This is a genomic window from Halomonas sp. B23F22_10, from assembly GCF_043496975.1.
Lineage (GTDB): Bacteria > Pseudomonadota > Gammaproteobacteria > Pseudomonadales > Halomonadaceae > Halomonas > Halomonas smyrnensis.
Window position 1 is genome coordinate 301561 of the sequence record NZ_JBIEKF010000002.1, and the last position, 26880, is coordinate 328440.

At 68.8% G+C, this 26880-nt stretch carries 22 protein-coding genes; 4 read left to right on the plus strand and 18 right to left on the minus strand.

All coding sequences use genetic code 11. The features are described 5' to 3' along the window. Window positions 1-20 precede the first annotated feature (20 nt). The 4 genes from mazG to cysM are packed head-to-tail and all read right to left on the minus strand — an operon-like array spanning window position 21 to window position 5457. On the minus strand, window positions 21-860 hold the full coding sequence (mazG, locus tag ACGTNF_RS05480; protein WP_394600807.1) for a nucleoside triphosphate pyrophosphohydrolase: 840 nt from the start codon (window positions 858-860) through the stop codon (window positions 21-23). Beyond that, window positions 857-3133, minus strand: a complete 2277-nt coding sequence (gene relA / locus ACGTNF_RS05485; RefSeq protein WP_394600809.1) for a GTP diphosphokinase — start codon at window positions 3131-3133, stop codon at window positions 857-859. Before relA ends, mazG begins: the two co-directional genes overlap by 4 nt. Then, window positions 3126-4559 (minus strand): TRAM domain-containing protein, encoded by a 1434-nt coding sequence (locus tag ACGTNF_RS05490; protein WP_394600811.1) that lies wholly within the window; start codon window positions 4557-4559, stop codon window positions 3126-3128. The genes relA and ACGTNF_RS05490 overlap by 8 nt, the downstream gene beginning before the upstream one ends. Window position 4560: 1 nt before the next feature. Further along, complete coding sequence (gene cysM / locus ACGTNF_RS05495; protein ID WP_394600813.1) at window positions 4561-5457, minus strand: cysteine synthase CysM; 897 nt, start codon at window positions 5455-5457, stop codon at window positions 4561-4563. A gap of 119 nt (window positions 5458-5576) precedes the next feature. Here cysM and ACGTNF_RS05500 point away from each other — a divergent pair, with 119 nt between their 5' ends. Then, complete coding sequence (locus tag ACGTNF_RS05500; RefSeq protein ID WP_394600815.1) at window positions 5577-8264, plus strand: ATP-binding protein; 2688 nt, start codon at window positions 5577-5579, stop codon at window positions 8262-8264. 35 nt (window positions 8265-8299) lie between these two features. On the opposite strand, the gene acpS is transcribed toward ACGTNF_RS05500, so the two are convergent. The 11 genes from acpS to rpoE all read right to left on the minus strand — a co-directional run bounded on the left by acpS (window position 8300) and on the right by rpoE (window position 19101). After that, a complete protein-coding gene (gene acpS / locus ACGTNF_RS05505) occupies window positions 8300-8677 on the minus strand; it encodes a holo-ACP synthase (protein WP_394600817.1) in 378 nt (125 codons plus the stop codon). Then, complete coding sequence (gene pdxJ / locus ACGTNF_RS05510) at window positions 8674-9486, minus strand: pyridoxine 5'-phosphate synthase (protein ID WP_394600819.1); 813 nt, start codon at window positions 9484-9486, stop codon at window positions 8674-8676. The genes acpS and pdxJ overlap by 4 nt, the downstream gene beginning before the upstream one ends. A gap of 103 nt (window positions 9487-9589) precedes the next feature. Further along, the gene (recO, locus tag ACGTNF_RS05515) at window positions 9590-10303 is read right to left on the minus strand and encodes a DNA repair protein RecO (protein ID WP_016854316.1); all 714 of its coding nucleotides are present in this window, start codon (window positions 10301-10303) and stop codon (window positions 9590-9592) included. A gap of 196 nt (window positions 10304-10499) precedes the next feature. Further along, window positions 10500-11399: a GTPase Era gene (era, locus tag ACGTNF_RS05520; RefSeq protein ID WP_016854317.1), complete on the minus strand. Its 900-nt coding sequence runs from the start codon at window positions 11397-11399 to the stop codon at window positions 10500-10502. After that, the gene (rnc, locus tag ACGTNF_RS05525) at window positions 11396-12085 is read right to left on the minus strand and encodes a ribonuclease III (RefSeq protein WP_016854318.1); all 690 of its coding nucleotides are present in this window, start codon (window positions 12083-12085) and stop codon (window positions 11396-11398) included. Before rnc ends, era begins: the two co-directional genes overlap by 4 nt. Window positions 12086-12127: 42 nt before the next feature. Continuing rightward, the gene (gene lepB / locus ACGTNF_RS05530; RefSeq protein WP_394600822.1) at window positions 12128-12934 is read right to left on the minus strand and encodes a signal peptidase I; all 807 of its coding nucleotides are present in this window, start codon (window positions 12932-12934) and stop codon (window positions 12128-12130) included. 15 nt (window positions 12935-12949) lie between these two features. After that, window positions 12950-14770 (minus strand): translation elongation factor 4, encoded by a 1821-nt coding sequence (gene lepA / locus ACGTNF_RS05535; protein ID WP_394600824.1) that lies wholly within the window; start codon window positions 14768-14770, stop codon window positions 12950-12952. A gap of 170 nt (window positions 14771-14940) precedes the next feature. Beyond that, window positions 14941-16368, minus strand: coding sequence for a DegQ family serine endoprotease (locus ACGTNF_RS05540; protein ID WP_394600826.1), 1428 nt, complete (start codon window positions 16366-16368; stop codon window positions 14941-14943). A gap of 129 nt (window positions 16369-16497) precedes the next feature. Further along, the gene (locus ACGTNF_RS05545) at window positions 16498-17484 is read right to left on the minus strand and encodes a MucB/RseB C-terminal domain-containing protein (RefSeq protein WP_394600828.1); all 987 of its coding nucleotides are present in this window, start codon (window positions 17482-17484) and stop codon (window positions 16498-16500) included. A 62-nt stretch (window positions 17485-17546) separates the two neighbouring features. Continuing rightward, window positions 17547-18302: a sigma-E factor negative regulatory protein gene (locus ACGTNF_RS05550; RefSeq protein WP_394600830.1), complete on the minus strand. Its 756-nt coding sequence runs from the start codon at window positions 18300-18302 to the stop codon at window positions 17547-17549. A gap of 193 nt (window positions 18303-18495) precedes the next feature. Beyond that, window positions 18496-19101 carry an RNA polymerase sigma factor RpoE gene (rpoE, locus tag ACGTNF_RS05555; protein ID WP_394600831.1) on the minus strand — a complete coding sequence of 202 codons (606 nt, stop codon included), beginning with the start codon at window positions 19099-19101 and terminating at the stop codon, window positions 18496-18498. A 335-nt stretch (window positions 19102-19436) separates the two neighbouring features. On the opposite strand from rpoE, the gene ACGTNF_RS05560 reads away from it, so the two are divergent. Then, window positions 19437-20516 carry a 3-deoxy-7-phosphoheptulonate synthase gene (locus tag ACGTNF_RS05560; RefSeq protein WP_394600833.1) on the plus strand — a complete coding sequence of 360 codons (1080 nt, stop codon included), beginning with the start codon at window positions 19437-19439 and terminating at the stop codon, window positions 20514-20516. A 73-nt stretch (window positions 20517-20589) separates the two neighbouring features. On the opposite strand, the gene ACGTNF_RS05565 is transcribed toward ACGTNF_RS05560, so the two are convergent. Beyond that, window positions 20590-21456, minus strand: coding sequence for an Nmad3 family putative nucleotide modification protein (locus ACGTNF_RS05565; RefSeq protein WP_394600835.1), 867 nt, complete (start codon window positions 21454-21456; stop codon window positions 20590-20592). 160 nt (window positions 21457-21616) lie between these two features. On the opposite strand from ACGTNF_RS05565, the gene ACGTNF_RS05570 reads away from it, so the two are divergent. Both ACGTNF_RS05570 and ACGTNF_RS05575 read left to right on the plus strand, forming a co-directional pair. Beyond that, window positions 21617-22471, plus strand: a complete 855-nt coding sequence (locus ACGTNF_RS05570; RefSeq protein WP_394600837.1) for a cytochrome c oxidase assembly protein — start codon at window positions 21617-21619, stop codon at window positions 22469-22471. Between the two features lie 18 nt (window positions 22472-22489). Continuing rightward, a complete protein-coding gene (locus ACGTNF_RS05575; protein ID WP_394600839.1) occupies window positions 22490-23080 on the plus strand; it encodes an SCO family protein in 591 nt (196 codons plus the stop codon). A 30-nt stretch (window positions 23081-23110) separates the two neighbouring features. Here ACGTNF_RS05575 and dinG read toward each other — a convergent pair whose 3' ends face one another. Further along, a complete protein-coding gene (gene dinG / locus ACGTNF_RS05580; RefSeq protein WP_394600840.1) occupies window positions 23111-25246 on the minus strand; it encodes an ATP-dependent DNA helicase DinG in 2136 nt (711 codons plus the stop codon). A 299-nt stretch (window positions 25247-25545) separates the two neighbouring features. Further along, on the minus strand, window positions 25546-26826 hold the full coding sequence (locus tag ACGTNF_RS05585) for a DEAD/DEAH box helicase (protein ID WP_394600842.1): 1281 nt from the start codon (window positions 26824-26826) through the stop codon (window positions 25546-25548). Between the last annotated feature and the right edge of the window lie 54 nt (window positions 26827-26880).

Genomic DNA, 26880 nt, shown 5'->3' on the forward strand with positions numbered 1-26880 from the left:
CCTCGTGGGTGGGGATATCGTTATGTTTTTTCTTGTCGCTTCGCCGCCTGCCAGTGCCGTTCCATGCGCTCGAGCCCCGCTTCCGCCAGCGGCACGCCCTCATCATCCAGGGCGGCCTCCACCTGACGGAAGCGGCGCTCGAACTTGCCGTTGGTGACCCGCAGGCAACGTTCGGGGTCGGCATCCAGCGTGCGCGCCAGGTTGACGGCGGCGAACAGCAGATCGCCGACCTCTTCCCTGGCATGGTCATGATCGTCCTCGGCCAGCGCCTCCTCGACCTCGGCCAGCTCCTCGCGCAGCTTGGCGATCACCCCGCGGGTGTCCGGCCAGTCGAAGCCGACCCGGGCGGCCCGCTTGGAGAGCTTGGCCGCACGGGACAGCGCCGGCAGGTTGCGCGGCACATCGTCCAGCACCGAGGTAACGGCCGCGTCCTCGGCCCGCGCGTCGCGTTCCTCGGCCTTGAGCGACTCCCAGCGCGAATGCACCTGCTGCGTTTCCACCTCGGCGGCGCTCACGCCCTCGCGCCGCGAGGACAGGGTGCCGTCGGGGAAGACGTGGGGATGACGGTGCAGCATCTTGGCGGTGAGGACATGGACCACCTCATGGAAATCGAAGCGGCCCTCCTCGGCGGCGAACTGACTGTAGTAGACCACCTGGAACAGCAGATCGCCCAGCTCGCCCGGCAGCTCGTCCCAGGCACGCCGCTCGATGGCGTCGGCGACCTCGTAGGCCTCCTCCAGGGTGTGGGGCACGATGCTGTCCCAGTGCTGCTTCACGTCCCAGGGGCAGCCCTGCTCGGGGTCACGCAGCACCGCCATCAGCGTCAGCAGGTCGTCGAGATCGAAGTGGCGCTCGCTCATGGCTTCTTGCCCTTCTTCTTGTGACTCTTGCCACCGCTGCGCAGGCGACGCACCTCGATGACGTTCGACAGCTGCTGGATGCGCGAGAACAGCCGCCCGAGCGTCTCCAGGCCGTCCACCTCCAGGGTGATCTGCATCCGCGCGATGCCATCATCGGTGTCGGTCAGGGTGTTCACCGACAGCACGTTGACCTTCTCGTTGCTGAGCACCGCGGTGACATCGCGCAAGAGCCCCGAGCGGTCCCAGGCCTGGATCTCGATGTCCACCGGATACTGGGTGCGGGCCCGCTCGCCCCACTCCACCTCGATCACCCGCTGGGGCTCGTCGAGGCGCAGCTGAAGGATGTTCGGGCAGTCCTCGCGGTGCACGGTGACGCCGCGCCCCTGGGTGATGAAGCCGACGATCGACTCGCCGGGCACCGGGTGGCAGCAGTTGGCCATGCTGGTCTTGAGGTTGCCGACCCCGAGCACCGTGATGCCGTTGCCATCGGGCTTGTCGGCGGCCTTGCGCGGCTTGGCCAGCAGCTTGTCGAGCTGCTCCTGATCATCGCTCTCGCCGAACAGCTGCTGGGCCTGGTGCAGCACCTGGCCGATGCGCAGGTCGCCGGCGCCGAGCGCGGCGTACATGTCTTCGGGACCGCTGTAGTTGACCTGGTTGGCCAGCCGGGTGAGGTCCATGTCGCCGACGTCGAGACGCTTCATCTCGCGCTCGAAGAGGATCCGTCCCTCCTCGAGGTTGCGGTCGCGGGCCTGATGCTTGAACCAGGACTGGATCTTGGCCCGCGCCCGGGAGGTGCACACATAGCCGAGGTTGGGATTGAGCCAGTCGCGGCTCGGGCCGCCCTTGCTGGCGGTGAGGATCTCGACCTGCTGACCGGTGCTGAGCCGGTAGGTCAGCGGCACGATGCGCCCGTTGACCTTGGCCCCGCGACAGCGGTGGCCGACCTCCGTGTGCACCCGGTAGGCGAAGTCGATCGGCGTGGCCTCCCGCGGCAGATCGATGACGTGGCCGTCGGGGGTGAAGACGTAGATGCGGTCCGGCGCCACGTCGCTCGACAGGCCCTCGCGAATGTCGCCGAAGTCGCCGACCTCCTCCTGCCACTCGAGCACCTGGCGCAGCCAGGCGATCTTGTCCTCGTAGCTGGCGCTGCGGGCGTTGGTGTCGTGGCCCTTGTAGCGCCAGTGGGCACAGACCCCGAGCTCGGCCTCCTCGTGCATCGAGAAGGTGCGGATCTGGATCTCCAGCACCTTGCCCTCGGGGCCGAACACCGCGGTGTGCAGCGACTGGTAGCCGTTCTTCTTGGGGTTGGCGATGTAGTCGTCGAACTCCGTGGGCACGTGATGCCAGCGCGAGTGGACGATGCCGAGCACGGTGTAGCAGTCGGTGATCTCGGGGACCAGGATGCGCACCGCGCGGATGTCGTGGACCTGGGAGAAGTCGATGTGCTTGCGCTTCATCTTCCGCCAGATCGAATAGATATGCTTGGCGCGCCCGTCCACCTGGTACTGATGGATGCCCTGGGCCTCCATCAGCCCCTCGAGGGTGGACACCACGTCCTCGATGTAGCGGTTGCGATCGAGGCGCTTCTCGGCCAGCTGGCGGGCGATGGTCTTGTAGTCCTCCTCGTGCAGGTAGCGGAAGGACAGGTCCTCCAGCTCCCACTTGAGATGGCCGATGCCCAGCCGGTGGGCCAGCGGTGCGTAGATATCGAACACCTCGCGGGCCACCTGCAGGCGCTTCTCGCGCGGCGCATCGCGCACCTGGCGCAGCGCGCAGGTGCGCTCGGCGATCTTGATCAGCGCCACACGCACGTCGTCGATCATGTTGACCAGCATCTTGCGCAGGTTGTCCTGCTGGTCGTGCTGGCTCAGCCCCTGGCTCGGCATCTGGGAGGTGCTGATGGCGGCCATCTGCAGCACGCCGTCGATCAGCCCGGCGACCTCATGGCCGAAGCGCTTGGTGACCTCGGCCAGGTCGATCAGCCCCTCGCGCACCGCGCGATACAGCACCGCGGCCTCGAGGGCCGGCTGGTCGAGGCGCAGCTCGCCGAGGATATCGGCCATTTCCAGGCCCATGCGGAAGCTCGAGCCGTCCTTGAGCCAGGTCTTGTGAGGCCGGTCGGACTCCTGCTCGAGTCGCTGGGCCAGCTCGCAGGCCACGCGCATCTCGTCGCCGTCGCGCAGCTTGACGTCGTCCTGGAGACGCTCGACCCAGCGGGGGATATCGACCGTCCCCCACTCGGTCAGGGGCTGATCTTCCCGCACTTTAACCATCGCTTGACGCTCCTTCGTCCCGCTGCCCGGCGTCCGGGTGCTCGAGCAGCAGCATGGATTCCAGATGGGCGGTGTGGGCGAACATGTCGGCCACCGCCCACCGCCGGATGACGTAGCCCGCCTGCACCAGATGCGCGGCATCCCGCGCCAGGGTGGCCGGGTCGCAGGATACGTAGAGCACCTGCGGCACCGGTCGTTCGGCCAGCGCCCGGCACACGGCCTCGGCGCCGTCGCGGGGCGGGTCGAGCAGCACGTGGCGCAGCCCGGGCGCGTCGAACAGGGCGCCCACGGCCTCGCTGCGGTTGAGGTCGGCCTGACGGGCCGTCACCTCGAGCGCGTTGCAGCGGGCATTGTCGGCCAGCCGTTCGACCATCGCCGGGCTGCCCTCCACCGCCGTCACCTCGGCGCCCAGGGCCGCCAGCGGCAGGCTGAAGTTGCCGACCCCGGCGAACAGGTCGAGCACCCGCTCGCCGGGCGCCAGCGGCGAGAGCCATGCCAGCGCCTCGGTCACCATGCGCCGGTTGACCGCCTCGTTGGCCTGCAGGAAATCGCCGGGGGCGAAACCCAGCCGCAGCGAGCGTTCGTCGACCGCCAGGTGAGCGTGCAGGTCCGGCGCCGGCGTCAGCCATTCGAAGGTCGGCGATTCGCGCCCCACCCAGCGGGCCAGATGCAAGCCGCGGGCCAGGGCGAACTCGCGCCAGCGGCGGGTATCGGCGTCGTGCTCGCGCAGCTGGCGGACCACCAGGGTCACGCCGGCGTCGCTCGAGGACAGCTCCAGATGGCCGACCTGCCGCGGCGCCTCCAGTTCGGCCAGATGCCGGTGCAGCGGCGCCAGCAGGGCGGCCAGCGCCGGCACCAGAATGGGGCAATCGTCGAGATCCACCAGCCGGTGACTGTGCCGGGCGCGGAAGCCCAGGTGCACCCCGCCCTCGGCATCGACCTTGACGCCGAGGCGCGCCCGGCGCCGATAGCCCTCACCGACCTCCGCCAGCAGCTCGGGCTCGCCGTCCGGGGCGATGCCCTGGCGGGCCAGCAGCTCGCGCAGCACCGCCTGCTTGTGACGACGCTGCCCGTCCAGGCTCAGGTGCTGCAGGTCGCAGCCGCCGCAGGTGCCGTAGTGGACGCAGGGCGGCGTGACGCGCTCGGGCGAGGCCTCGACCACCTCGCGCACGTGGGCCTCGTCGAAGCGCTGGCGGGTCCGATGCACGGCGATCTCGACGCGCTCGCCCGGCAGGGCTCCGTCGACGAACACCGTCTTGCCGTCGGCCAGACGCCCCACGCCGCGACCGTCATGGGCCAGGCCATCGATCGTCAGGATGGCGCCCTGATCGCCGCCGCCACGGGCGGCCTTCTTGCCGCGTTTCGCCGTCTGCAGCCCCGAGACGCCGGAGCTCGCCCGCGCGGGGCGTCGTTGTCCCAGCCCCATCTCAGGACTCCGGGGCGAACAGGCCGGTGGACAGATAGCGGTCGCCGCGGTCGCAGACGATGAACACGATCACCGCGTTCTCGACCTCCTCGGCAACGCGCAGCGCCCCGGCCAGAGCCCCCCCGGACGACACGCCGGCCAGGATGCCCTCGTCCCGGGCCAGGCGACGCATATGATCCTCGGCCTCGGCCTGGCCGATGTCCAGCACCCGGTCGACGCGGGCGGGTTCGAAGATGCCCGGCAGATAGGCCTCGGGCCAGCGGCGGATACCGGCGATGCTGGCGCCGTCTTCCGGCTGCAGGCCGACGACCTGCACCTCGGGGCTCTGCTCCTTGAGGTAGCGCGAGACGCCCATGATGGTGCCGGTGGTGCCCATGGAGCTGATGAAGTGGGTGATGGTGCCACCGGTCTGCTCCCACAGCTCGGGGCCGGTGCCCTGGTAGTGTGCCAGCGGATTGTCGGGGTTGGCGAACTGATCGAGCGGCTTGCCCTCACCCCGGGCGATCATCGTCTCGGCCAGGTCGCGGGCCGCCTCCATGCCCCCCTCGCGGCTGACCTCGATCAGCTCGGCACCGTAGGCGGCCATGGCCTGCTTGCGCTCGCTGGAGGCGTTCTCCGGCATGATCAGGATCAGTCGATAGCCCTTGATCGCCGCGGCCATGGCCAGGGCGATGCCGGTATTGCCCGAGGTCGCCTCGACGAGGGTGTCGCCCGGAGTGATGGTACCGCGCGCCTCGGCCTGCTCGAGCATGGACAGCGCCGGACGGTCCTTGACCGACCCGGCCGGATTGTTGCCCTCGAGCTTGGCGAGCAGGGTGTTGTTGCGCCCTGCCGTGATGCGCTTCAGGCGGACCAGCGGCGTGTGGCCGATGGTCTCCTCCAGGGTGGGGAAATGCATGCAACCGTCCTTCTGGAAACGTCTTTTCGGCATTATATCCTCGGGCACCGACACTGGACAGGCATCCTGTTCGGCTGTGGCATACTGGGCCACGACACTCCAGCCGACGAGCCCTCCCGATGTCCTTGAAGACCCGCCTGATGCTGGCCATCCTCGCCCTGCCCCTGGTGCTGTTCACACTGCTGTTGGTAGGGGTCACGGAACTGGAAGATCGCCACCATCGCCAGCAGCTGCGCGAGCGCCTGACCCAGGCCACCGGCCTGCTGACGCCGAGCCTGGGCCAGGCGCTGGCGGAGGGTGCCACACGCGAGCTGGAGGTCCTCGCCGATCGCCTGCTCGACCTGGAAGACGTGCGCGCCCTGAGCATTCGCGATGCCGATGGCCAGCGCCGGCTGGAACTGGGTCGACTGCGACAGGCCGCGGATCTCTCGCCGCAAGAGGGCCCGGCGCTGATCGAGGACGGTCGTCACTGGCGGCTGCAGGCGGCGCTGCCCGGGGCGCCCGGCGCCCTGCTGATGCTGGACATCGACGCCTCGACGCTGCCACTGACCTACTATCGCCACCTGGCCGGCGGCGGGCTGCTGCTGATGATCGTGGGTCTGCTGCTGTTCCTGGTGGGCTACGGCCTGAGCCGGCGGCTGACCCAGCCGCTGGAAGACGTCACCCGCTCGCTGGAGTGGCTGACCGCCGGCGGTGCCCCTCAGCCCCTATCGGTGCCGAAGGAAACCGAGCTGGCCCGCCTCGCCCAGGGACTCAACGCCCTGGGTGAGCACCTGGCCTCGGCCCGCGACGACCTGCAGGCCCAGATCGAACAGGCCACCGGCGAGCTGCAGGAATCGATGGAAACCATCGAGGTGCAGAACATCAAGCTGGACCTGGCACACCGCCGCGCCCTGGAGGCCAACCGTGCCAAGTCGGAGTTCCTGGCCAACATGAGCCACGAGATCCGCACCCCGCTCAACGGCATCATCGGCTTCTGCCGCCTGCTGCAACGCACCGAGATGGCCCCTCGCCAGCGCGAATGGCTCGACCACGTGCAGCGTGCCTGCGACAACCTGCTGATGCTGGTCAACGACGTGCTCGACTTCTCCAAGATCGAGGCCGGTCGCCTGGAGCTCGAGCACGCCGAGCTCGACATGGTGGCACTGGTCGACGAGGTGCTGGGCCTGCAGGCGCCCCAGGCCCAGCCCAAGGGCATCCAGGTGCTCGGCCTGGTCTATGACGACGTGCCCGACACGCTGAGCGGCGACCCGCTGCGCATCCGCCAGGTACTGACCAACCTGGTCGGCAACGCGGTGAAATTCACCGAGCACGGCGACGTCATCGTCCGCGTCATGGTCGAACAGCGCAGCGGCGGACACGTGGTGCTACGCGTGGCGGTCAGCGATACCGGCATCGGCATGAGCGACGACGCCCAGCGCCGGCTTTTCCAGGCCTTTCGCCAGGCCGATGCCAGCCACCAACGCGAGTTCGGCGGCACCGGCCTGGGCCTGGCCATCAGCCGTCAGCTGGTGGAGCAGATGGGCGGCAAGATCTGCGTCGAGAGCGCCCCGAACGAGGGCTCGACCTTTGCCTTCACCCTGCCGCTGGCCTGCCCGCCGGATGCCGCGGAAGAACGCGAGCCCGAAATCAGGCTGGACGGCCAGCGAGTGGTGCTGCAGGAACCCCACGGGCCGACCCGCTCCGCCCTGCGGCATCTGCTGGGCCGCTGGGAAGGCCGCGTGATCGGCGAGGAGCGAGCGCCTGGCCACGACGCCTCACTGGCGGTGTTGGGTCTGACCGATGCCGACCTCACCCCATCGGGACAGGCGGCCCTGCAGCGGCGACTGGAGTGCCTGGGATGCCCGGCGATGCTGCTGGTCAACGCCAGCCCGCCAGACCTGCCGGCACTGCCGCTGCCTCACGGCGGCGAGGTCCTGAGCAAGCCGCTATCCAGGCGAACGCTGGTGGAATCGGTCAGCCGCGCCCTGACGCGGGCCCGTCGCGACCCGCAGCCGGATCGCCAGACGCAGGCGCCCCACGGGCCGCTGAGCCTGCTGGTGGTGGATGACACCGAATCCAATCGCCTGCTGCTGCAGGAACTGATCAGCGGCCCGCAGCTGGAGGTGGGGCTTGCCGCCAGCGGCGAGGAGGCGCTGGCCATGGCCGAGGAAAGATGCTTCGACGTGGTGTTGATGGATATCCGCATGCGCGGCATGGACGGGGTGGAAACGACGCGCGCCCTGCGCGCGCTGGGCGGACACTGGCGTCACGTGCCGATCATCGCCGTCACCGCCCATGTGCAGAACGAGCAGCGTCGCCAGCTGCTGCAGAACGGGCTGGACGGCGTGCTCGAGAAGCCGCTGGACACGGCCCAGCTGTCGAGCCTGCTGCGCCATCATATGGGCGTGGGCCTGGCGCTGGACGAAGACGACGAGGCGCCGAGGGCCGACCCGGCCACCGATAACGAGCTGGCCTCGGTGGACCTGGCCCTCGGCACCCAGCTGGCCGGCGGCCGCGAGGCCCTGGCCCGCAAGCTGCTGGGCCAGCTGATCGATTCGCTGGACGAGAGCGAGGCCCAGGTTCGCCAGGCCATGAAGGACGGCGACGCCGAGGCGCTGCTCGACGCCATTCACGCCCTCAACGGCGCCTGCCGCTACTGCGGCGTGCCGCGCCTGGGGCTGCTGGCCGAGACCCTGGAGACCCGGCTGCGCTCCCGCGGGCTGGACGCGGTCACGCCGCTGCTGCCGGACCTCTACGCGGCCATGGCCGCGCTGCGCGACTGGCAGGCGGCTCAGCCCACCTCGACGTCGCCGTCCGGCGCCTGATCGGGCGAGGTGCCGGATCGCTCCGGCACCTCGCCTCAGGCCTCGAGCACCACGAAGGCCACGGCGAAGGCCGCCTCGTCGGACAGCGACAGGTGAAGGTTCCTGACGCCTTCGGCCTCGGCCAGCTCCCGGGCACGCCCGGACAGCACCAGCGCCGGGCGCCCCAGGGCATCGTTGACGACCTGGATCTCGGTCCAGCGCATGCCGTGACGCAGCCCGGTGCCCAGCGCCTTGACGAAGGCCTCCTTGGCGGCGAAACGCTTGGCCAGGAAGGCGGCCGTCTGACCGCGCTCCCGGTAGCCCACCAGCTCGTCGTCGCCCAGCACCCGCCGGGCGAAGCGCTCGCCGTGACGCGCCTGGGCGGCCTCGAAGCGCGCCACCCGGGCGATATCGGTGCCGACCCCGAGGATCATCCGCAGCAGCCGCCGTCGGCCTGATGGTCGTGATCATGCTCGTGGTCGTGCTCGTCGAGCGCCGCCACGAATCCCGCCTCCTGGCCGGCGATCGCCAGGCGCTTCATCTCCGCCACCGCCTCCTTGAGGCCGACGAACAGCGAGCGCGCGATGATGGCGTGGCCGATGTTGAGCTCGCAAAGCCCCGGGATGGCGGCGATGGCCTCGACGTTGTGGTAGTGCAGGCCGTGGCCGGCGTTGACGGTCAGCCCCAGCTCGCTGGCCATCTCCGCGGCGGCCACCAGGCGGGCGTGCTCGGCGGCCGCATCCGCGCCGGTGGCCTCGGCATAGGCCCCGGTGTGCAGCTCGATCACCGGCGCCCCGGCCTTGGCCGCCGCCTCGATCTGCGCCGGTTCCGGGTCGATGAACAGCGACACCTCCGAGCCCGCCGCGGCGAGTCGGCGGCAGGCCGCCTCGATCGCCTCGAAGCCGCCGACCACATCCAGACCGCCCTCGGTGGTCAGCTCCTCGCGCTTCTCCGGCACCAGACACACGTGGGCCGGGCGAATCTCCTCGGCCATCGCCAGCATCGCCTCGGTGACCGCCATCTCCAGATTCATGCGCGTGTTGAGCACCTCGGCCAGCAGCCGCACGTCACGCTCCTGGATGTGCCGGCGGTCCTCACGCAGGTGAACGGTGATGCCGTCGGCCCCGGCCTCCTCGGCCAGCAGCGCCGCCTGGACGGGATCGGGATAGCGGGTGCCGCGCGCCTGACGCAGGGTGGCGATATGGTCGATGTTGACGCCGAGCAGGATGCGGGGAGGATGCATGGGGAACTCTCCAGGTCCGGAATACGAGGAAAACAGGGTCACAAGGATAAGGGTAAGCGGACGGTCGCCCAAGCGCCCTGGGCTGCCGTTCGGCACAGGCCGTTCAGCCGCGGGCGGCGTCCTCGCCGGCCCGGCGGCGCGCCACCAGCTGCTGCATCCACTCGCGGGAGCGCAGTGGCCGGCTGCCCAGCAGCGGCGCCAGCGCCGCCCGGGTCACCGCCTTGGCCGGGCCGGCGAGACCCGGCTCGCGCCAGTCGCCGCCGGACAGCAGCTTGAGCGTACGGCCGTCGATGCCGCGCTCGGCGGCCACGAAGGCGCGGGAATCGACGTCGAGGCGATAGCGGGTCTGGGGATCGAGGGCCTCACCGCCCGGCGTGCAGAAGCGCGGCTCGGCATCCAGCGCCTCGAGCAGCGACAGTTCCAGGCGACGCAGGGCACCGGCCCGGCCGTCCGGGCGCGGCAGCGCCTCCAGGGCGGCGGCGTAGAAGGCGAAGACGTCGCCCACCGGCAGCTCCACCGGCAGCAGCCGGGTGAGCAGCTCATTGGCGTAGAGACCGCACAGCAGCCCCTCCCCCACCAGCATCGCCGCCGGCGCTCGACTCTCCATCAGCGACAGGCGCTTGAGCTCGCCCTGACCGCTCCAGGTGATGTGCAGCGGCGCGAAGGGCTGCAGGGTCGCCCGGGCACGACTCCCCGGGCGCTGCACGCCTCGCGCCACGGCCCGCACGCGCCCGTGATCGAGCGTCAGAAGCTCGACCAGGGCGCTGGTCTCGCGGTAGGGGCGCTTGTGCAGCAGATAGGCTGGCTGGGGTTGCATGATCGGTCCTTCGGCCAAGCGGCCAAGCGGCCAAGCGGCCAAGCGGCCAAGCGGCCAAGCGGCCAAGCGGCCAAGCGGCCAAGCGGCCAAGCGGCCAAGCGGCCAAGCGAAGGATAACGGCCAGGTCGCAAGGGGCCAGGCGCTCACCGCTCCTGGCGACCGCTATCCTGGCTGACCGGCGCTTGGCGCTTAACGGTCAGTCCAGGTCGTAGCCCAGGCTCTTCAGGGCCCGCTCGTCGTCGGACCAGCCGCTCTTGACCTTGACCCAGAGGTTGAGCATGACCTTGGCGTCCAGCGCCCGTTCCATGTCGAGGCGTGCCTCGCGGCCGATCTTCTTGATCCGCTCACCGCGCTCGCCGATCAGGATCTTCTTCTGACCGTGGCGCTCGACCATGATCAGGGCGCTGATGTGCACCACCCGGCCCTCGTCGCGGAACTCCTCGATCTCGACGGTCATCTGGTAGGGCAGCTCGTCGCCAAGCTGGCGCATGACCTTCTCGCGAACCAGTTCGGCAGCCAGGAAGCGCTGACTCTTGTCGGTGACCTGGTCCTCGGGGAAGTAGTGGATGCTCTCGGGCAGGTGCTTGGCGACCTCGGCCTCCAGCGCCTCCACATGGGTGCCGTGCTTGGCGGCGATCGGCACGATGGCGGCGAAGTCCCGCCGCGCGCCGACCGATTCCAGCCAGGGCAGCAGCTCCTTCTTGTCCTTGAGACGGTCGACCTTGTTGACCGCCAGGATCACCGGCACCTCGACCTTGGCCAGGCGGTCGAGCACCACCTGGTCTTCCTGGGTCCAGCGTGTGCGATCGATGATGAAGACCACCGCATCCACGTCACGCAGGGCCTGGGTGGCGGCCTGGTTCATGAAGCGGTTGATGGCCTTGTCACGATCCTTCTCGAGGATGTGGATGCCCGGGGTGTCGACGTAGATGAACTGATCGTCGTCCTCGGTCTTGATGCCCATGACCTGATGGCGCGTGGTCTGCGGGCGCCGCGAGGTGATGGAGATCTTCTGGCCGAGGATGCGGTTCATCAGCGTCGACTTGCCGACGTTGGGGCGGCCGACGATGGCCACGAAACCACAGCGTTGCGTCATGAGCGACCTCCATGGCCTTCGAGGTGGGACAGGGCCATCTCGGCGGCCTGCTGTTCGGCGTGGCGGCGGCTGGAACCGATCCCCAGGGTATGCTCCTCGAGCATCTCGACGTGACATTCGACGGTGAAGGTCTGGGCATGGGCCTCGCCCTCCACCGAGATCACCTCGTAGCGCGGCAGCGCCGACTGACGCGACTGCAGGAACTCCTGCAGCCGGGTCTTGGGATCCTTCTGGGTATCCTGCAGGTTGATGTCCTCCAGGCGCTCGGCGTACCAGGCCAGCACGCGGGCACGAGCGGTTTCCATGCCGGCGTCCAGATAGATGGCGCCGATCACCGCCTCGACCGCATCGGCGAGGATCGAGTCGCGGCGATGGCCGCCGCTCTTCATCTCGCCGGAGCCCAGCAGCAGGTGGCCGCCAAACTCCATCTCACGAGCCAGCTCGGCCAGGGTCTGGCCCTTGACCAGCCGCGCGCGCAGGCGCGACAGCTGCCCTTCCCGCGCCTGCGGGAAGCGCTGGAAGAGGTCCTCGGCGATGACGAAGTTGACGATGGAGTCGCCGAGAAACTCCAGGCGTTCGTTGTTGCGGCCGCCGTAGCTGCGATGAGTCAGGGCCAGCTCGAGCAGGTCGGGCTGCGCGAAGTCATGGCCGATGCGACGGCTGAATTGGGTCAGGGAATTGCTCACGAAGCTCCTGCTATGTCATGCAAGGAATGCCGCTCCCGGCATTCATTGGATACGGCGTACACTGGTGAAACTCGGCAGCCCGCCATCCCAGTGCATCCAGACGGCGAAGGCCTTGCCCACGATGTTCTCCTCCGGCACGAAACCCCAGTAGCGGCTGTCGTTGGAGTGATCGCGATTGTCTCCCATCATGAAGTAGTGATCGGGAGGTACCGTGATCTCGCGCATCTGCGGGCCGGGATCGCGTGGATTATTGTAGATAGGGTGCAGCGCCTCGCCCAGCCGCTCTTCCAGCAGCCGCTCGCCGGGCGCCGACTCGGGGCCGCTCTCGAGCAGTGACTTGGGCACCGGTTCGCCGTTGACGAACAGCTGCTTGCCCTCGTAGCGAATGCGATCACCCGGCAGGCCGATCACCCGCTTGATGAAGTCGACCGACGGATCGTTGGGGAAACGGAACACCATGACGTCGCCGCGCTCGGGCTCACCGAGATCGGCGATCTTGGTGTCCAGCACCGGCAGGCGCAGGCCATAGGAGAACTTGTTGACCAGGATGAAATCGCCCACCTCGAGGGTCGGGCGCATCGAGCCCGACGGGATCTGGAAGGGTTCCACCACGAAACTGCGCAGCACCAGCACCACCAGCAGCACCGGGAAGAAGGAGCGCGCATAGTCCACCGGCCAGGGCTCTCGGAGCGCCCTCTCGCGGGTGGCGGGATCGGCGCCCTCGGTGGTGCCGGCCTCGACGCTGGCCGTCAGGCGCGACCGGCGCGCCGGCCGCCACCACACCAGGTCGAGCAGCCAGATCGCGCCGGTGGCCAGCACGGCCACCGTCAGCAGGAGAGTGAAGTCCATCGGTCGTTGCCTTCCCTAGTCGTCGTTGACCTTGAGCACGGCGAGGAAGGCATCCTGGGGAATTTCCACCCGGCCGACCTGCTTCATGCGTTTCTTGCCCGCCTTCTGCTTCTCGAGCAGCTTCTTCTTGCGCGAGGCATCGCCGCCGTAGCACTTGGCGGTCACGTTCTTGCGCATCGCCTTGACGGTGGAGCGCGCCACCACCTGGCCGCCGATGGCCGCCTGGATGGCCACGTCGAACATCTGACGCGGAATCAGCTCCTTCATCTTCTCGACCAGCGCCCGACCACGGGCATGGGCATGGTCGCGGTGGATGATGATGGCCAGGGCATCGACCCGGTCGCCGTTGATCAGCACGTCGAGACGCACCAGCTGGGCGGCCTCGAAACGCTCGAAGTTGTACTCGAGCGAGGCGTAGCCCCTGGAGATCGACTTGAGGCGGTCGAAGAAGTCCATCACCACCTCGGCCATGGGCAGCTCGTAGGTGAGCTGGATCTGGCTGCCGAGGAACAGCATGTCGAGCTGGGTGCCGCGGCGCTGTTCGCATTCGGCGATGACGTTGCCGACGAACTCCTGGGGCACCAGGATACTGGCCCGCACCACCGGCTCGCGCATCTCCTCGACGTCGGCCATGTCGGGCAGCTTGGACGGGTTGGAGACGTAGCGAACCTCGCCGTCCTTCATCAGCAGCTCATAGATGACCGTCGGCGCGGTGGTCAGCAGGTCGAGGTTGTACTCGCGCTCCAGCCGCTCCTGGATGATCTCCATGTGCAGGGTGCCGAGGAAGCCGACCCGGAAGCCGAAGCCCAGGGCGTCGGAGTTTTCCGGCTCGTAGTCCAGCGAGGCATCGTTGAGCGCCAGCTTCTCCAGGGCGTCGCGGAACTCCTCGTAGTCGTCGGAGGAGACCGGGAACATGCCGGCATAGACCTGCGGCTTGACCTTCTGGAAGCCCGGCAGACGCTTGACGTCGGGCGTCTTGGCGTGGGTGATGGTGTCGCCCACCGGCGCGCCGTGGATGTCCTTGATGCCGGCGACCACGAAGCCGACCTCGCCGGCGCGCAGGACGCCGGTCTCGCGGCGCAGCGGGGTGAAGATGCCGACCTCGTTGGCCTGCCAGTCGCGGCCGGTGGAGGTCATGCGGATCTTGTCGCCCTTCTTCAGCGTGCCGTCGAAGATCCGCACCAGCGACACCACGCCCAGGTAGTTGTCGAACCAGGAGTCGATGATCAGCGCCTGCAGCGGCGCCTCGGCATCGCCCTTGGGCGGCGGAATGTCGCGCACCAGGCGCTCGAGCAACGCATCGATGCCGAGCCCGCTCTTGGCCGAGACCTGGCAGGCGTCGGTGGCGTCCAGCCCGATGATCTCCTCGATCTCGGTGGCCACCTTGTCCGGGTCGGCCTGCGGCAGGTCCATCTTGTTGAGCACCGGCAGCACCTCGAGGCCCTGCTCGATGGCGGTGTAGCAGTTGGCCACCGACTGGGCCTCGACGCCCTGGCCGGCGTCCACCACCAGCAGCGCCCCCTCGCAGGCATACAGCGAGCGCGAGACCTCGTAGGAGAAGTCCACGTGCCCCGGGGTGTCGATGAAGTTCAGCTGATAGGTATTGCCGTCCGCGGCCTGATAATCCAGCGTCACCGACTGGGCCTTGATGGTGATGCCGCGCTCACGCTCCAGGTCCATGGAATCGAGGACCTGCTCCTTGAGCTCGCGTTCGGTGAGCCCGCCACAGGTCTGAATCAGGCGGTCGGCCAGGGTCGACTTGCCATGATCGATGTGGGCGATAATGGAGAAGTTCCGTATCCCATTGATTACTTTGCGGTTATCGCTTTCTGACATTCGAAAAGATCCGGTTCGTGTACACAACCCTATACCAACTACAGGCTTGCCGCCCTCTTCGGGTGCGTCGAGTGAGATGGCGGCATTGTAGCGGGATGCGCCTTCCAGATACAGCGACCCGACGGCGCAGGCCGTCGGGTCGCGGATCACGACGTGAGCGGGTCAGGCGCTCAGTCGTCGGCCAGACGCAGAGCCACGTAGTAGGAGCGGCCGTCGCGATAGAGGCGCACCGGCACCGCGCTGCCGGCCGGAAGCTCGGCGACCAGTTCGGCCAGCTGCGCCGGGCTCTCCACCGCCTGGCGGGCGATGCTGACCAGCACGTCACCGGGACGGATGCCGGCCGCCGCGGCGATGCCGTCCGGGTCGACCTGGGCCACCTGGACGCCATGATCCAGCTCCAGCTTGCGGCGCTGGGCCTCGTCCAGCGCCTGGACCACCACACCGAGGCGGGCGGGCGAGGCATCGCCGTCGCTGCCGTCACCGCCGGCCTTCTGACTGCCCGGCCACTCGCCGACCTCGACGTCCAGGGTCTGGCGATCGCCGTCACGCAGCACGGTGATCGCCACGTCGCCGCCCGGCGAGACTCGGCCGATCAGCCGCGGCAGGGTGCTGGAACGATCGACCGTCTGGCCGTTGACCGAGAGGATGACGTCGCCGGCCTGGAGACCACCCTCGGCCGCCGGCCCCTCGGGATCGAGATCGGCGATCAGGGCCCCCTCCGGATTGTCCATGCCGAAGGACTCGGCCAGCTCGCGGGACACCGGCTGGATCATCACGCCGAGCCAGCCGCGCTCGACGGAGCCGCTGGACTTGAGCTGATCGGCCACGTCCATCGCCACGTTGATGGGGATGGCGAAGGACAGCCCCATGAAGCCGCCGCTGCGGGTGAAGATCTGGGAATTGATGCCGACCACTTCGCCGTCGAGATTGAACAGCGGGCCGCCGGAATTGCCGGGATTGATCGCCACGTCGGTCTGGATGAAGGGCACGTAGGCGTCACGCGGCAGGGTGCGGTTGATGGCACTGACGATGCCGGAGGTCACCGAGTGATCGAAGCCAAACGGCGAGCCGATGGCCGCCACCCATTCGCCCACCTCGAGCTGGTCGGAGTCGCCGAGATCCAGGGTCGGCAGGTCGCTGGCTTCGACCTTGAGCACCGCCACGTCGGTCTTCTCGTCGGCGCCCACCAGCTCGGCCTCGAGCTCGCGGCGATCGTTGAGTCGCACCAGGATCTGATCGGCGCCGTCGACCACGTGAGCGTTGGTCATGATGTAGCCGTCTTCACTGATGATAAACCCGGACCCCAGCGACTGACGCTCCTCGCTGTGGCTGCGGCCATTGCCGTCGCCGCGGGGCATCGGCAGCTGGTCGCCGAAGAAGTGACGGAAGATCTCGGGGATCTCCTGATGGCCGAAGCCGCGCAAGGGCGAGTCGCGACGCTCGACCATGCGCGAGGTGGAGATGTTGACGACCCCCGGCGCGGCCTCCTTCACCAGCTCGGTGAAGTCCGGCAACTCGCGGGCCAAGGCGGACTGTGCGGAGAACAGCCCCACGACCAGCAGCACCCAGAGGGATAGCGTGCGCGTCATGCGTGTCATGAATGACTCCTGTGACAAGGTGCGATGAATGGCAAGGACAACTGCCCCACTTCTTTACCCCGACGAGGGCAAAAGGTTCAGCACGGCGGCCGAGCCGGCGCACCCGGCGTCGCCCAAGGGCGGCGGCACTCAGCGCGCGCCATCGCCGCTCGGCGCCGCCGCGGCAGCGCTCGACGCCCCGGCCGTGTGCGGCATCGGCTGTCCGCCCGCGTCCCAGGCGATGGACTCGACCACTCGCCGCAGCACGCCCGGCGGCAGCTCGCCCATGGCCACGATCTGGCGCGGATGGCCGCCCAGCTCGCGGTGCAGCACCGCCGCATGGGACACGCCCAGCCGATGGAGGCCGGGAATCAGGAGGTCGCGATCCTCGAGGGGTTCGACGAACAGGCTCAGGGCCGAGAGGCCGTCGCCATAGACCCGATGACTGCCCCCGGGACGCCGCTCGCCACCGGGCGACACCGGCTGGGCCACGAAGCCCTCCGGCAGCCATCCCGGTCGCCAGTCCACCTCGGGAAGCGACGCAGGCGAGGCCAGCTCAATGCCGCCGCGATAGAGCTCCGGGGCACGCAGCTCGGTGATCTGGAAGGTCTCGAGCACCCTGCCCCGCTCGTCGAGCAGCATCTTCTTGAGCGGCAGGGCGGTATCGGCGTCGAGCCACAGGCGATGGCCGTAGCGATGGTCGTCGAGGGGCTCGATGTCCAGCCGCACGCTCGAACGGCCCGCGATGCGGTCCATGCCGGACAGCTGGAGACGATAGAGGCCGTCGAGATGCGCGACGAGGGCCCCGGGCGGGGCCGCTTGAGAGGCATCCTGGGTAAGCCCGCCAGGGCCGGCGATGCGGCTCTGACGCTCGAAGGCGACGGCGGGCCCGTCGAGGAAGCGGGCGCGTTCGCGTTCGACGCCGTCGTGAATCTCGTGAGAGAGGGCCAGGGTGCGAACGCCATCGCTGCCGATGCGCACGGCCCTGGCCCGGAAGTCGTAGCAGTGACTGGCCCACAGGCTGCGCTCGTACCAGCCCGAGGCCGAGTCGGGCTCGTCCTCCTCGGCCAGCGGGGCACAGTCGAAGTCGGTGGAGACCGGAGACGCCTGAGCGACGGGCATCAGCGCGGCGGTCATGAGGGCCGCGCCGGCCAGCCGCCACGCCCCGGGGCGCACCGACCGTCTCCACCGGGCCAGCATCAGCGCTGCCCCAGCGACTCGCTTCCCGAGGCCCTGAGCAAGGGCATCCAGGGATCGCCCCCGGTGGCGGCCGCGCCCTCGGCGTGACGATCCAGATAGGACTGCAGCAGCAGCGCCTGCTGGCGATCCATGCGCAGCGACTGACGCTGCGCGGGGGACAGCACCATCGGCGCACCGGCGCCGACGGTCATCACGCCCTGCTCGCTGCCACCGCCGCCCTGGAAGATCGGCATGTCCACCAGCGACGCGCCCTGGCCGAAGGAGGAGCCGCCCAGCGATTCCAGTCCGGACGTCGCATGGGTGGCGGCGCTGGTGGCGCTGGTGGCGCTGGCGGTCGTGACGCCGGCATTGGACGCGCCAGCATTGGAGACCCCGGCGTTGGTCGCGACCGGTGAGTCGCCACCGCCCAGCGGGGAAGCGCCGTTGTAGAACTGCACGCCGGTGATCACCATCAGCGACACCGCCGCGGCGATGCCGGCACTGCGCCCCAGCGGCAGGGAACGGCGCGACGCCGGCTCGGGTTCCGCCATCGGCGTCGGCTCGTCCTCCAGCGCGGCCATGACGCCCACGGAGAGGTCGGCCGACATGTCGGCCTCGCTCTCGCGTCGCATCAGGCTGCGCATCAGATGGTAGCGGCGCCAGGCATCCGCCGCATCGGGCTCGTCATCCAGCGACTTGAGAACGCGCCGCAGCTCGAGCTCGTCCCCTTCGTTGTCCATTAGCGCAGAAAGCGATTCCCGTGCGTTCTGACTCATGTCTCTACACCCTCACAATCGTCAAGGCGACACTGCCTTGCAGCCTGTTGGAAGCCCGGATTCCCGACCATGCAGGCCGTCATGCCGGCCATGTCGAGAGGCCCCTGCCTCGTCGTGTATGAATCGGTCACCGCATATGACGTCACTGTCGCTCGACAGTTCAGCCAATCGGCAAAAACGATGGAAATTCGGCTCATTCGGTGACCGCTTCCTGGTTGCGCGACGTGGAGACCAGCGGCCGAATATGCTGGTCCACGGCCTCTCGGGCGCGGAAGATGCGCGAGCGCACCGTGCCGACCGGGCAATCCATGATGTTGGCGATGTCCTCGTAGGACAGCCCGTCGAGCTCGCGCAGGGTGATCGCCGTGCGCAGATCATCGGGCAGCGCCTCGATGGCCTCGAACACGGCACTCTGCAGCTCGTCACGCGCCATCGCCGCCTCGGGCGTCTCGATGTCGGCCAGCCGGCCGCTGTGATCGACCACCTCGGCATCGACGATATCCATGTCGCTGCCCGGCGGGCGACGCCCCTTGGAGACGAGATGATTCTTGGCGGTGTTGATGGCGATGCGATACATCCAGGTATAGAAGGCACTCTCGGCGCGAAACTTGCCCAGCGCCCGATAGGCCTTGATGAAAGCCTCCTGCGCCACGTCCTGGACCTCGGCGTGGTCATGCACGTAGCGGCCGATCAGGCCGATGATCTTGTGCTGGTACTTCTTCACCAGCAGGTCGAAGGCGCGGGTATCTCCCTTGCGCGCGCGCTCGACGAGTTGCTGGTCGGTTTCCCGGTTGCTCATTCAACGCCTCCCCGTGGCGGGAGCTTGCCGCGACGTCCGCTGACGTCGCGATGAGACGGGTGTCGCTTCCATATGTATCAACCTAGACCCTGGGGTGAGCGTGCGCCGTTCTCGGCGGGAGACCAAGTGTTCCTGTTTCGCCGGTCGGCATCAAGCCTGGACACCGCCACGAGGCCCGAGCGGACGCGGCTAACCATGGGGCGCCGCCGACGCGAGCGCTCAGACAGCCGAGACGGCCGGAGAGTTCCGTCTTCGATTGAATTTGCCTGTCACGCGGGCGATAGTAGGCGTTTGACGCCGCAACAGCGCTGACACGATACAGGTAGCAGAATTCCATGTCCGAGCAACAGGTCAACAACCTCAACGTCCTGGCCGAAGACGTCCTCCTCCCCCCGGCCGACCTCAAGCGGGAAATCCCGCTCTCCGAGGAGGCCGAACGCACGGTGATCGAGGGTCGCCAGGTCATCCAGAACATCCTCGACGGCAGCGATCCCCGCCTGCTGATGGTAGTCGGCCCCTGCTCGATCCACGACGTCGATGCCGCCCTCGACTATGCCCGCCACTTGCGCCGCCTGGCCGATCAGGTCAAGGACAGCCTCTTTATCGTGATGCGCGTCTATTTCGAGAAGCCGCGCACCACCGTCGGCTGGAAGGGCCTGATCAACGACCCGCATCTCAACGGCTCCTTCGAGATCGAGGAAGGCCTGCACATCGCCCGCCGCCTGCTGGTCGAGCTGGCCGAGATGGGCCTGCCGCTGGCCACCGAGGCGCTGGACCCGATCTCGCCCCAGTATCTGCAGGACTGCATCAGCTGGTCGGCGATCGGCGCGCGCACCACCGAATCCCAGACTCACCGCGAGATGGCCTCCGGCCTGTCCGGCCCGGTGGGCTTCAAGAACGGCACCGACGGCAGCCTCGACGTGGCCGTCAACGCCCTGCAGTCGGTCGCCCACCCGCACAATTTCCTGGGCATCGACCAGGCCGGCAAGGTGGCGATCATCCGCACCCGCGGCAACCGCTACGGCCACGTGGTGCTGCGCGGCGGAAACGGCAAGCCCAACTACGACAGCGTCAGCGTGGCGCTGGCCGAGCAGGAGCTGCAGAAGGCCGGCGTGACGCCCAATATCATGATCGACTGCTCCCACGCCAACTCCAACAAGGATCCGAGCCTGCAGCCGCTGGTGCTGGAGAACGTCACCAACCAGATCCTCGAGGGCAACCGCTCGATCATCGGCCTGATGGTCGAGTCCAACATCGGCTGGGGCAATCAGAAGGTCCCCGAGGACCTGAGCCAGCTGACCTACGGCGTCTCCATCACCGATGCCTGCATCGACTGGGACGCCACCGAACAGGCCTTCCAGACCATGAACGACAAGCTGGCCCCGGCACTGGCCAAGCGTCGCGCCAAGGACTGATCGCCTCCGCCTGACGCGACGAGGGCCCGCCGAATGGCGGGCCCTCTGCGTTGCATTCCATGGCAAGGGCCCGCTACCCCGGCGCGCCCGGCCCTCGAATCAGCCTCCGGGCCCAGGGCATCGCCTCGGGGTACTGCTCGGCGTCCAGCACGAACTCCTGCCCCCGGGCCACGGCCTGCAGCGCGACCTCGTCGCCGCGCCGCGCCCAGCGCCCGGGATCGGCATGATAGGAAAGCGGCGCCCGACCCTCGCCGGGATGCCACCAGCCCGGCAGTCGCCACTGCGATACCGTCTCGGCGTCCGGCGCGGTCAGCCGCTGCCGGGGCGTCTCCCGAGGGAAGATCCCCGCTCCCGGCAGCCCGCCGCCTTCGCCGCCGGGCAACGCCAGTTCGTCACGCGCGATATAGAGCGCATTGCGCGCCTCGCCGAGCCGCTGGCAGTGCGGGTGCTCGGCAGCCCACTCGAGACCCGCCGGCAGATGATCGCCCAGCATCAGCGCCTCGCCCACCTGCAGCCAGCCCCATAGCACATGTCGCGGCCGCGCCTCGGGCACGAAGCGCCAGCCACCATCGACGCGCTCGATGTCGCGAAACAGCCCGAAGAACAGGAACAGGTCGCCAGGCCCCACGCCCTGGTTGCGCAGATGGCCCTGGGCCGCGCCCCGCTGTCCGAACAGCGGCGTCCAGCCCGCTGGGCGCGGATGCTGGTCGGCCCGCAGGTCGGGATCCAGATGCGCCCCGTGACCCGGCGAGACACGCCCCCGGGTCAGGTCCTGTACCAGCGGCCCGAGCGGCTCGCCCTGCTGCGTGATCGCCTCGTAGGGCATCACCGACTGAGGATCGGGAATCGGCAGCGCCAGCAGCCGGCCGTCGGGCAGGATCGGGTTGGGCACCCCGCCGGCAGAGGTATCGAAGCCCTTGCGGCTCAGGATCAGTTTCATCGGGTCTCCGGTCGGTAGGCGCGATCGACGCGCGCGGCATGGTGGCCAACGGCGGCGCGGGTTTCAAGCGTCAGCGGCCAGCGTGGAGCGGGCCGTTTGCCGGTCCGGCACGCCTCGGCTAGCTTGAGGCATGAGGCGCCCCCTGCCACGAGGAGCCCGGATGCCCGAGTCGACGGAACCTTCGATCCTCGCGACCGCGCTGCACTGGCTCGCGCCCTGGGAATTCGAGCCGCTGTGGGGGCTGGCCTGCCTGGCGGCGCTCGGCATCTACTGGCGCGGCGTGCGCCACCTGCGTACGCTCGACCCGGGCGCCCCGCCACCGGGATGGCCGAGGCACGCGACCTTCCTGATCGGCCTGACGCTGATCTACGTCGTGAGCCAGACCCGCTACGACTACCTCGCCCAGTACATGTTCTTTCCCCACCGGGCGCAGCATCTGGTACTTCACCACGCGGCCCCCTTCCTGCTGGTGCTGGCCACGCCGCCCCGGGTGCTGGCCGCCGGGCTGCCGCCCCGGGCCTCGTCGGTGCACCGCCTCGCCCGCCCGCTGCTCGACCTGCTGCAGCATCCGCTCGTCGCGCCGCTGCTGTTCGTCGGCCTGATCGCTTTCTGGCTGACCCCGTCGGTGCACTTCGACGCCATGCTGAGCCGCCGCCTCTACCAGCTGATGAACTGGAGCATGCTGCTCGACGGCCTGCTGTTCTGGTGGCTGGTGCTGACGCCTCACGGTCGACTCGGCCCGGGGCGACGCATCCTGCTGCTGCTGGCGGTGATTCCGCCGCAGATCCTGATCGGCGCCTACCTGACCTTCAGCCCCACGGTGCTGTTCGATGTCTACGAGGTGTGCGGGCGCGCCTGGCCGCTGGCGCCGCTGGTCGACCAGCAGATCGGCGGGCTGATCACCTGGATTCCGGCCACCATGATGAGCGTACTCGGTACCCTGATCGTGCTGCGCCAGCTGCGCCGCGGCGACAGCCAAGGACACCGGCATCCGTCATCGCCGGCCCACCCCTAGCTCCACGAAGGAGACGCCATGCGCCGCGCCCCGCTGACCTCGCTTGCCCTATGCGCCCTGTTGACCCTGGTCGGCTGCGGCGACAAGGCGTGGCAGACCAAGGACATCGCCCCACTGATGCCGCCGCTGGCCTTCACGCTGATCGACGAACGCGGCGAGACGGTCGAGGCCGGCCACTATCGCGGCGACGTGACCCTGCTGGTCTTCGGCTATACCCACTGCCCCGACGTCTGCCCCATCACCCTGGCTCGGCTCGCCGGCCAGCTGCGGTCGCTGCCGGCCGAGCGCCGGGATGACGTACGCGTGCTGTTCGTCTCGGTCGATCCGGACCGCGACGACCCCGAACGGCTCGCGGCCTACACCGACGCCTTCGGACCGGCCATCGTCGGCCTGACCGGCCGCCCGGCGCAGCTCGACGCCCTCACCAAGCGCTATCGGGTGACCTACGGCTATGGCGACAAGGACGCCGTCGGCGGCTATGCCGTCTCGCATCCGAGCGGCGTATTCGCCTTCGACCGAGCGGGCGATGCCCGGCTGCTGATCCGCGACGGCGACGGCCCCGAGGACGTGCGACACGACCTCGAGCGGCTGCTCGCCGAGGAAGGGTGATCTCACCCGGTGGTAAGCCATAACGCGCCGTTACTTGCCGTCGATCTCCCGGATGAAGGGCGGCAGCGCATCCAGCAGCGCGCGGCCATAGCGACGGGTCAGCACCCGGCGATCGAGCAGCGTGATGCGGCCGCGATCGGCCTCCTTGCGGATCAGCCGGCCGCAGGCCTGGACCAGCTTGATGGAGGCGTCGGGCACGCTGATGCGCATGAACGGATTGCCGCCCTGGCGCTCGATCCACTCGGCCAGCGTCGCGCCCACCGGATCGTCGGGCACCGCGAAAGGCAGCCGGGTGATGATCACATGAGTCAGGTAGTCACCGGGCAGATCGATGCCCTCGGCGAAGCTCGCCAGGCCGAACAGGATGCTGCCCTCGCCCTTGTCGATCTTCGCCCGGTGGCGCTCCACCAGCTCGCGCTTGGGCAGCCGGCCCTGGGCCAGCACCCGCTCCCGCGTGCCATCAGAGAGCGCGCGCTCCACAGCCCGCAGCTGGGCGCGGGAGGAGAACAGCGCCAGCACCGCCTCGTCGTTTCCGAGGGCTTCGACGAAGTCGACGATGGCGCGCTCGTGGCCCTCGCGGTCGGACGGGTCGGCCGCCTCGCGGGGCACGCTGAGCACCGCCCGGGAGTAGTCGAAGGGACTCGGCAGGCTCTGGTAGCGATAGCGGTTGGCGAGCCCGGCGCGCTCCTGCAGCCGCTCGAAGCGGCCCAGGGCGGTGAGGGTCGCCGAGGTCACCACGGCGCCGAAGCAGCGCTTCCACAGCGACTTGGCCAGGGTATGAGCGGCGGACACCGGGCTCGCCGAGAAGGTCAGCTCCGGGTCGCCGCCGAAGCGCTCCAGCGTCAGCCAGCGGGCCCGCGGCGGCTCGCCTTCCGGATCGGTCTCGGCGAAGGCCTGCCACAGGGCATGCGCCTCCAGCGCTCGGCCGTGGAGCAGCGCCACCAGCGGCAGCCAGGGCTCGGCCTGCTCCTTGGGCAGCCCGGTGGACTTCTCCGGGTCCAGGCTCTCGCGCAGGATATCGGCCATCGACTCCAGGGTCCGCGACAGCTCGGCGAACATCGTCACCAGACCATCGGCCTGTTCGCGCAGCGCGTCGGGGATTCGGCCCATCTCGAAGCGATGCTGGGCGCTGTCCTCGCCGTCGCCCAGGCCCTCGGGGCGCCCGGCGAGCTGATGGCCCAGCGAGAAGGCGTCGCCGAGGCGCGGCTCGAGCCCCTCGAACAGCGGCGGCAGGCTCGACAGCAGGCGCGCCAGCGTCGGCTGCACGGCCAGCGCCTGATTGAGCTCGGTGAGCGACTTCTTGAGCGTGCTCAGCCAGCGCAGGCCATGGCCCACGGCGAAGCGATGGGTGAAGTGGTTGAGCGCCTTGTCCGGCAGGTGGTGGCCCTCGTCGAAGACGTAGATGCAGTCGCCGGGGTCCGGCAGCACCACGCCGCCGCCCAGGGCCAGGTCGGCCAGCACCAGGTCGTGGTTGGCGACGATCACCTCGGCGCTGTCCAGCTCGCGCCGTGCGCGGAAGAAGGCACAGGCGCCGTAGTGTCCGCAGCGGCGATTCGTGCACTGGCGATGATCGACGGTCAGCTTGCGCCAGTGGGCGTCGTCGATGCCCTCCGGCCAGCTGTCGCGATCGCCGGCCCAGCGGCCGTTGCCGTAGGCCTCGCCGAGGGACTGGACGAGCTCTTGAAAATCGTCGCCGCCGCTGTCCAGGGCCTGCTCGAACAGCGACAGGGTGGGATTGTCGTCCTCGCCCCCGTCCATGGCCTGGTCGAGGCGCGCCACGCAGACGTAGCGACCTCGGCCCTTGGCCAGGGAGAAGTTGAAGGAGAGCCCGCTGTGGGCCTTGAGCGCCGGCAGGTCCTGGTGCAGCACCTGCTCCTGCAGGGCCACCGTGGCGGTGGCCACCACCAGGCGCTTGCCATGGGCCTTGGCCACCGGCAGCGCGGCGAGCAGATAGGCCAGGGTCTTGCCGGTGCCGGTGCCGGCCTCGAGCACGCAGACGTGCTCATGGCTGGTGCGCTGGCCGGCGTCGTCGGCCTCGATGCCGCCCAGGGTGCGGGCGATCTCGGCGATCATCAGCCGCTGGCCGTAGCGTGGGGTGAGGTCGAGGCCGTCGAGCACCTTGCGATAGGCGCCCTGGATCTCGCCCTTCAGGGCCTCGTCAAGCATGATGGGTCCATAGAGAAACGCGGCTGTTCCGGCGGCAGGGCGTCGCGAGGACGCGGTACATCCTTCCCTGGACGCTCCCTTTGTCCTGCGGCGCTCTCGCGTCCTGCTTCACTTGCAGGACCGGTGTTGGCCATCCTTGGCCAACCCGTTCGGCGAGTATCGCATCAGCCATGACAAAAGAGCCTCGCTTCACCCTGCCCCCGGCGCCGCTCGCCAGGGGAAAGCCGACCGTTGTGTCGTCTCGTCAAGCGGCGAAGCCGCGCCTGCGCTTCCAGGCGCGCAGCGCCGCTCCTCCAGCTTTACAGCAGCCCTTCCGGCGGATGCTCGCAGGGCAGCTTGTCGTTGATGAAGCGCTCGATCTCCGGCAGCGAGAAGGCGTCTTCCTCGCCCACGAAGCTGATCGAGACCCCCTTGGCGCCGGCGCGACCGGTGCGGCCGATCCGGTGGACGTAGTCCTCCGGATCCTCGGGCAGGGTGTAGTTGATGACGTGGCTGACGTCCTCGATGTGGATGCCGCGGCCGGCCACATCGGTGGCCACCAGCACCTGGATCTCGCCCTCGCGGAACTGCTCCAGGGTACTGATGCGCTGGTTCTGGGGCACGTCGCCGGAGATCATGGCGGCGTTGATGCCGGCATCCTTGAGCAGGCCGTCGAGCTTGCGTACCAGATCGCGGCGGTTGCCGAACACCATCACCCGATCGAAGCTCTCCTGCTGCAGCAGCTTGACCAGCAGCTTCGCCTTTTCCTCGTCGCCGACCAGGTAGACCCGCTGATCGATGTTGGCCGCGTTATCGACGGTGACCTCGATATCCACGTGGGTCGCATCGAGGGTCCACTGGCTGGCCAGATTGAGGATGTCCTCGGTGAAGGTCGCCGAGAACAGGAAGGTCTGGCGCTCCTCGGTCTTCGGCGTGTGACGGATGATGCGCTTGACGTCGGGGATGAAGCCCATGGAGAGCATCCGATCCGCCTCGTCCAGCACCAGTACCTCGACCTGGGAGAGATCGACGTCACGCTTCTGGTGGAAGTCCAGCAGCCGGCCCGGGGTGGCCACCAGGATGTCGAGCTGCTGGCCGAGGCCCTCGAGCTGCTTCTGGTAGTCCATGCCGCCGACCACGCTGGCCACGTTGAGCTTGGTGAAACGCGCCAGCGCCTTGGCGTCCTTCTCGATCTGCAGTGCCAGCTCGCGGGTCGGGGCCAAGATCAGCGCCCGCGGCGCGCCCGGCTTCTGGCCGTCCGGCGCCTCTTCCTCGAGGAAGTAGGCGAGGATCGAGATCAGGAAGGCGGCGGTCTTGCCGGTGCCGGTCTGGGCCTTGCCGACCACGTCGCCGCCGAGCAGCGTGTGAGTCAGCGCCTCGGCCTGGATCGGCGTGCAGTATTCGAATCCCTGAGCATGGATGGCACGCATCAGCGGCAGCGGCAGGTCGAAATCGTGGAAGCGCCACTTGCCCGCCACGGCGGGGACCTGGAACTGGCGCAGATCCCAGTTCGACTGGCGACGACGCGGCTTGCGGCGGCGACGCTTGGGCTTGCGGTTCTCGGTCTGGGCCGGTGCTGTGGTCTGTTCCGACTCGCTCATAGGCTGTGCTGTCTCGTCCATGTTCGTGGATGGAGGTGCATCGATGAGAGATGC

What these genes read in the sequence shown, in the direction of transcription:
- lepB (WP_394600822.1), bottom strand. Translation starts at nt 12,934, where the DNA reads ATGGACTTCACTCTCCTGCTGACGGTGGCCGTGCTGGCCACCGGCGCG.
- lepA (WP_394600824.1), bottom strand. Translation starts at nt 14,770, where the DNA reads ATGTCAGAAAGCGATAACCGCAAAGTAATCAATGGGATACGGAACTTC.
- pdxJ (WP_394600819.1), bottom strand. Translation starts at nt 9,486, where the DNA reads ATGCATCCTCCCCGCATCCTGCTCGGCGTCAACATCGACCATATCGCC.
- ACGTNF_RS05500 (WP_394600815.1), top strand. Translation starts at nt 5,577, where the DNA reads ATGTCCTTGAAGACCCGCCTGATGCTGGCCATCCTCGCCCTGCCCCTG.
- relA (WP_394600809.1), bottom strand. Translation starts at nt 3,133, where the DNA reads ATGGTTAAAGTGCGGGAAGATCAGCCCCTGACCGAGTGGGGGACGGTC.
- ACGTNF_RS05560 (WP_394600833.1), top strand. Translation starts at nt 19,437, where the DNA reads ATGTCCGAGCAACAGGTCAACAACCTCAACGTCCTGGCCGAAGACGTC.
- ACGTNF_RS05550 (WP_394600830.1), bottom strand. Translation starts at nt 18,302, where the DNA reads ATGAGTCAGAACGCACGGGAATCGCTTTCTGCGCTAATGGACAACGAA.
- ACGTNF_RS05540 (WP_394600826.1), bottom strand. Translation starts at nt 16,368, where the DNA reads ATGACACGCATGACGCGCACGCTATCCCTCTGGGTGCTGCTGGTCGTG.
- recO (WP_016854316.1), bottom strand. Translation starts at nt 10,303, where the DNA reads ATGCAACCCCAGCCAGCCTATCTGCTGCACAAGCGCCCCTACCGCGAG.
- dinG (WP_394600840.1), bottom strand. Translation starts at nt 25,246, where the DNA reads ATGCTTGACGAGGCCCTGAAGGGCGAGATCCAGGGCGCCTATCGCAAG.
- era (WP_016854317.1), bottom strand. Translation starts at nt 11,399, where the DNA reads ATGACGCAACGCTGTGGTTTCGTGGCCATCGTCGGCCGCCCCAACGTC.
- ACGTNF_RS05545 (WP_394600828.1), bottom strand. Translation starts at nt 17,484, where the DNA reads ATGACCGCCGCGCTGATGCCCGTCGCTCAGGCGTCTCCGGTCTCCACC.
- ACGTNF_RS05490 (WP_394600811.1), bottom strand. Translation starts at nt 4,559, where the DNA reads ATGGGGCTGGGACAACGACGCCCCGCGCGGGCGAGCTCCGGCGTCTCG.
- ACGTNF_RS05570 (WP_394600837.1), top strand. Translation starts at nt 21,617, where the DNA reads ATGCCCGAGTCGACGGAACCTTCGATCCTCGCGACCGCGCTGCACTGG.
- ACGTNF_RS05565 (WP_394600835.1), bottom strand. Translation starts at nt 21,456, where the DNA reads ATGAAACTGATCCTGAGCCGCAAGGGCTTCGATACCTCTGCCGGCGGG.
- acpS (WP_394600817.1), bottom strand. Translation starts at nt 8,677, where the DNA reads ATGATCCTCGGGGTCGGCACCGATATCGCCCGGGTGGCGCGCTTCGAG.
- rpoE (WP_394600831.1), bottom strand. Translation starts at nt 19,101, where the DNA reads ATGAGCAACCGGGAAACCGACCAGCAACTCGTCGAGCGCGCGCGCAAG.
- mazG (WP_394600807.1), bottom strand. Translation starts at nt 860, where the DNA reads ATGAGCGAGCGCCACTTCGATCTCGACGACCTGCTGACGCTGATGGCG.
- ACGTNF_RS05575 (WP_394600839.1), top strand. Translation starts at nt 22,490, where the DNA reads ATGCGCCGCGCCCCGCTGACCTCGCTTGCCCTATGCGCCCTGTTGACC.
- ACGTNF_RS05585 (WP_394600842.1), bottom strand. Translation starts at nt 26,826, where the DNA reads ATGAGCGAGTCGGAACAGACCACAGCACCGGCCCAGACCGAGAACCGC.
- cysM (WP_394600813.1), bottom strand. Translation starts at nt 5,457, where the DNA reads ATGCATTTCCCCACCCTGGAGGAGACCATCGGCCACACGCCGCTGGTC.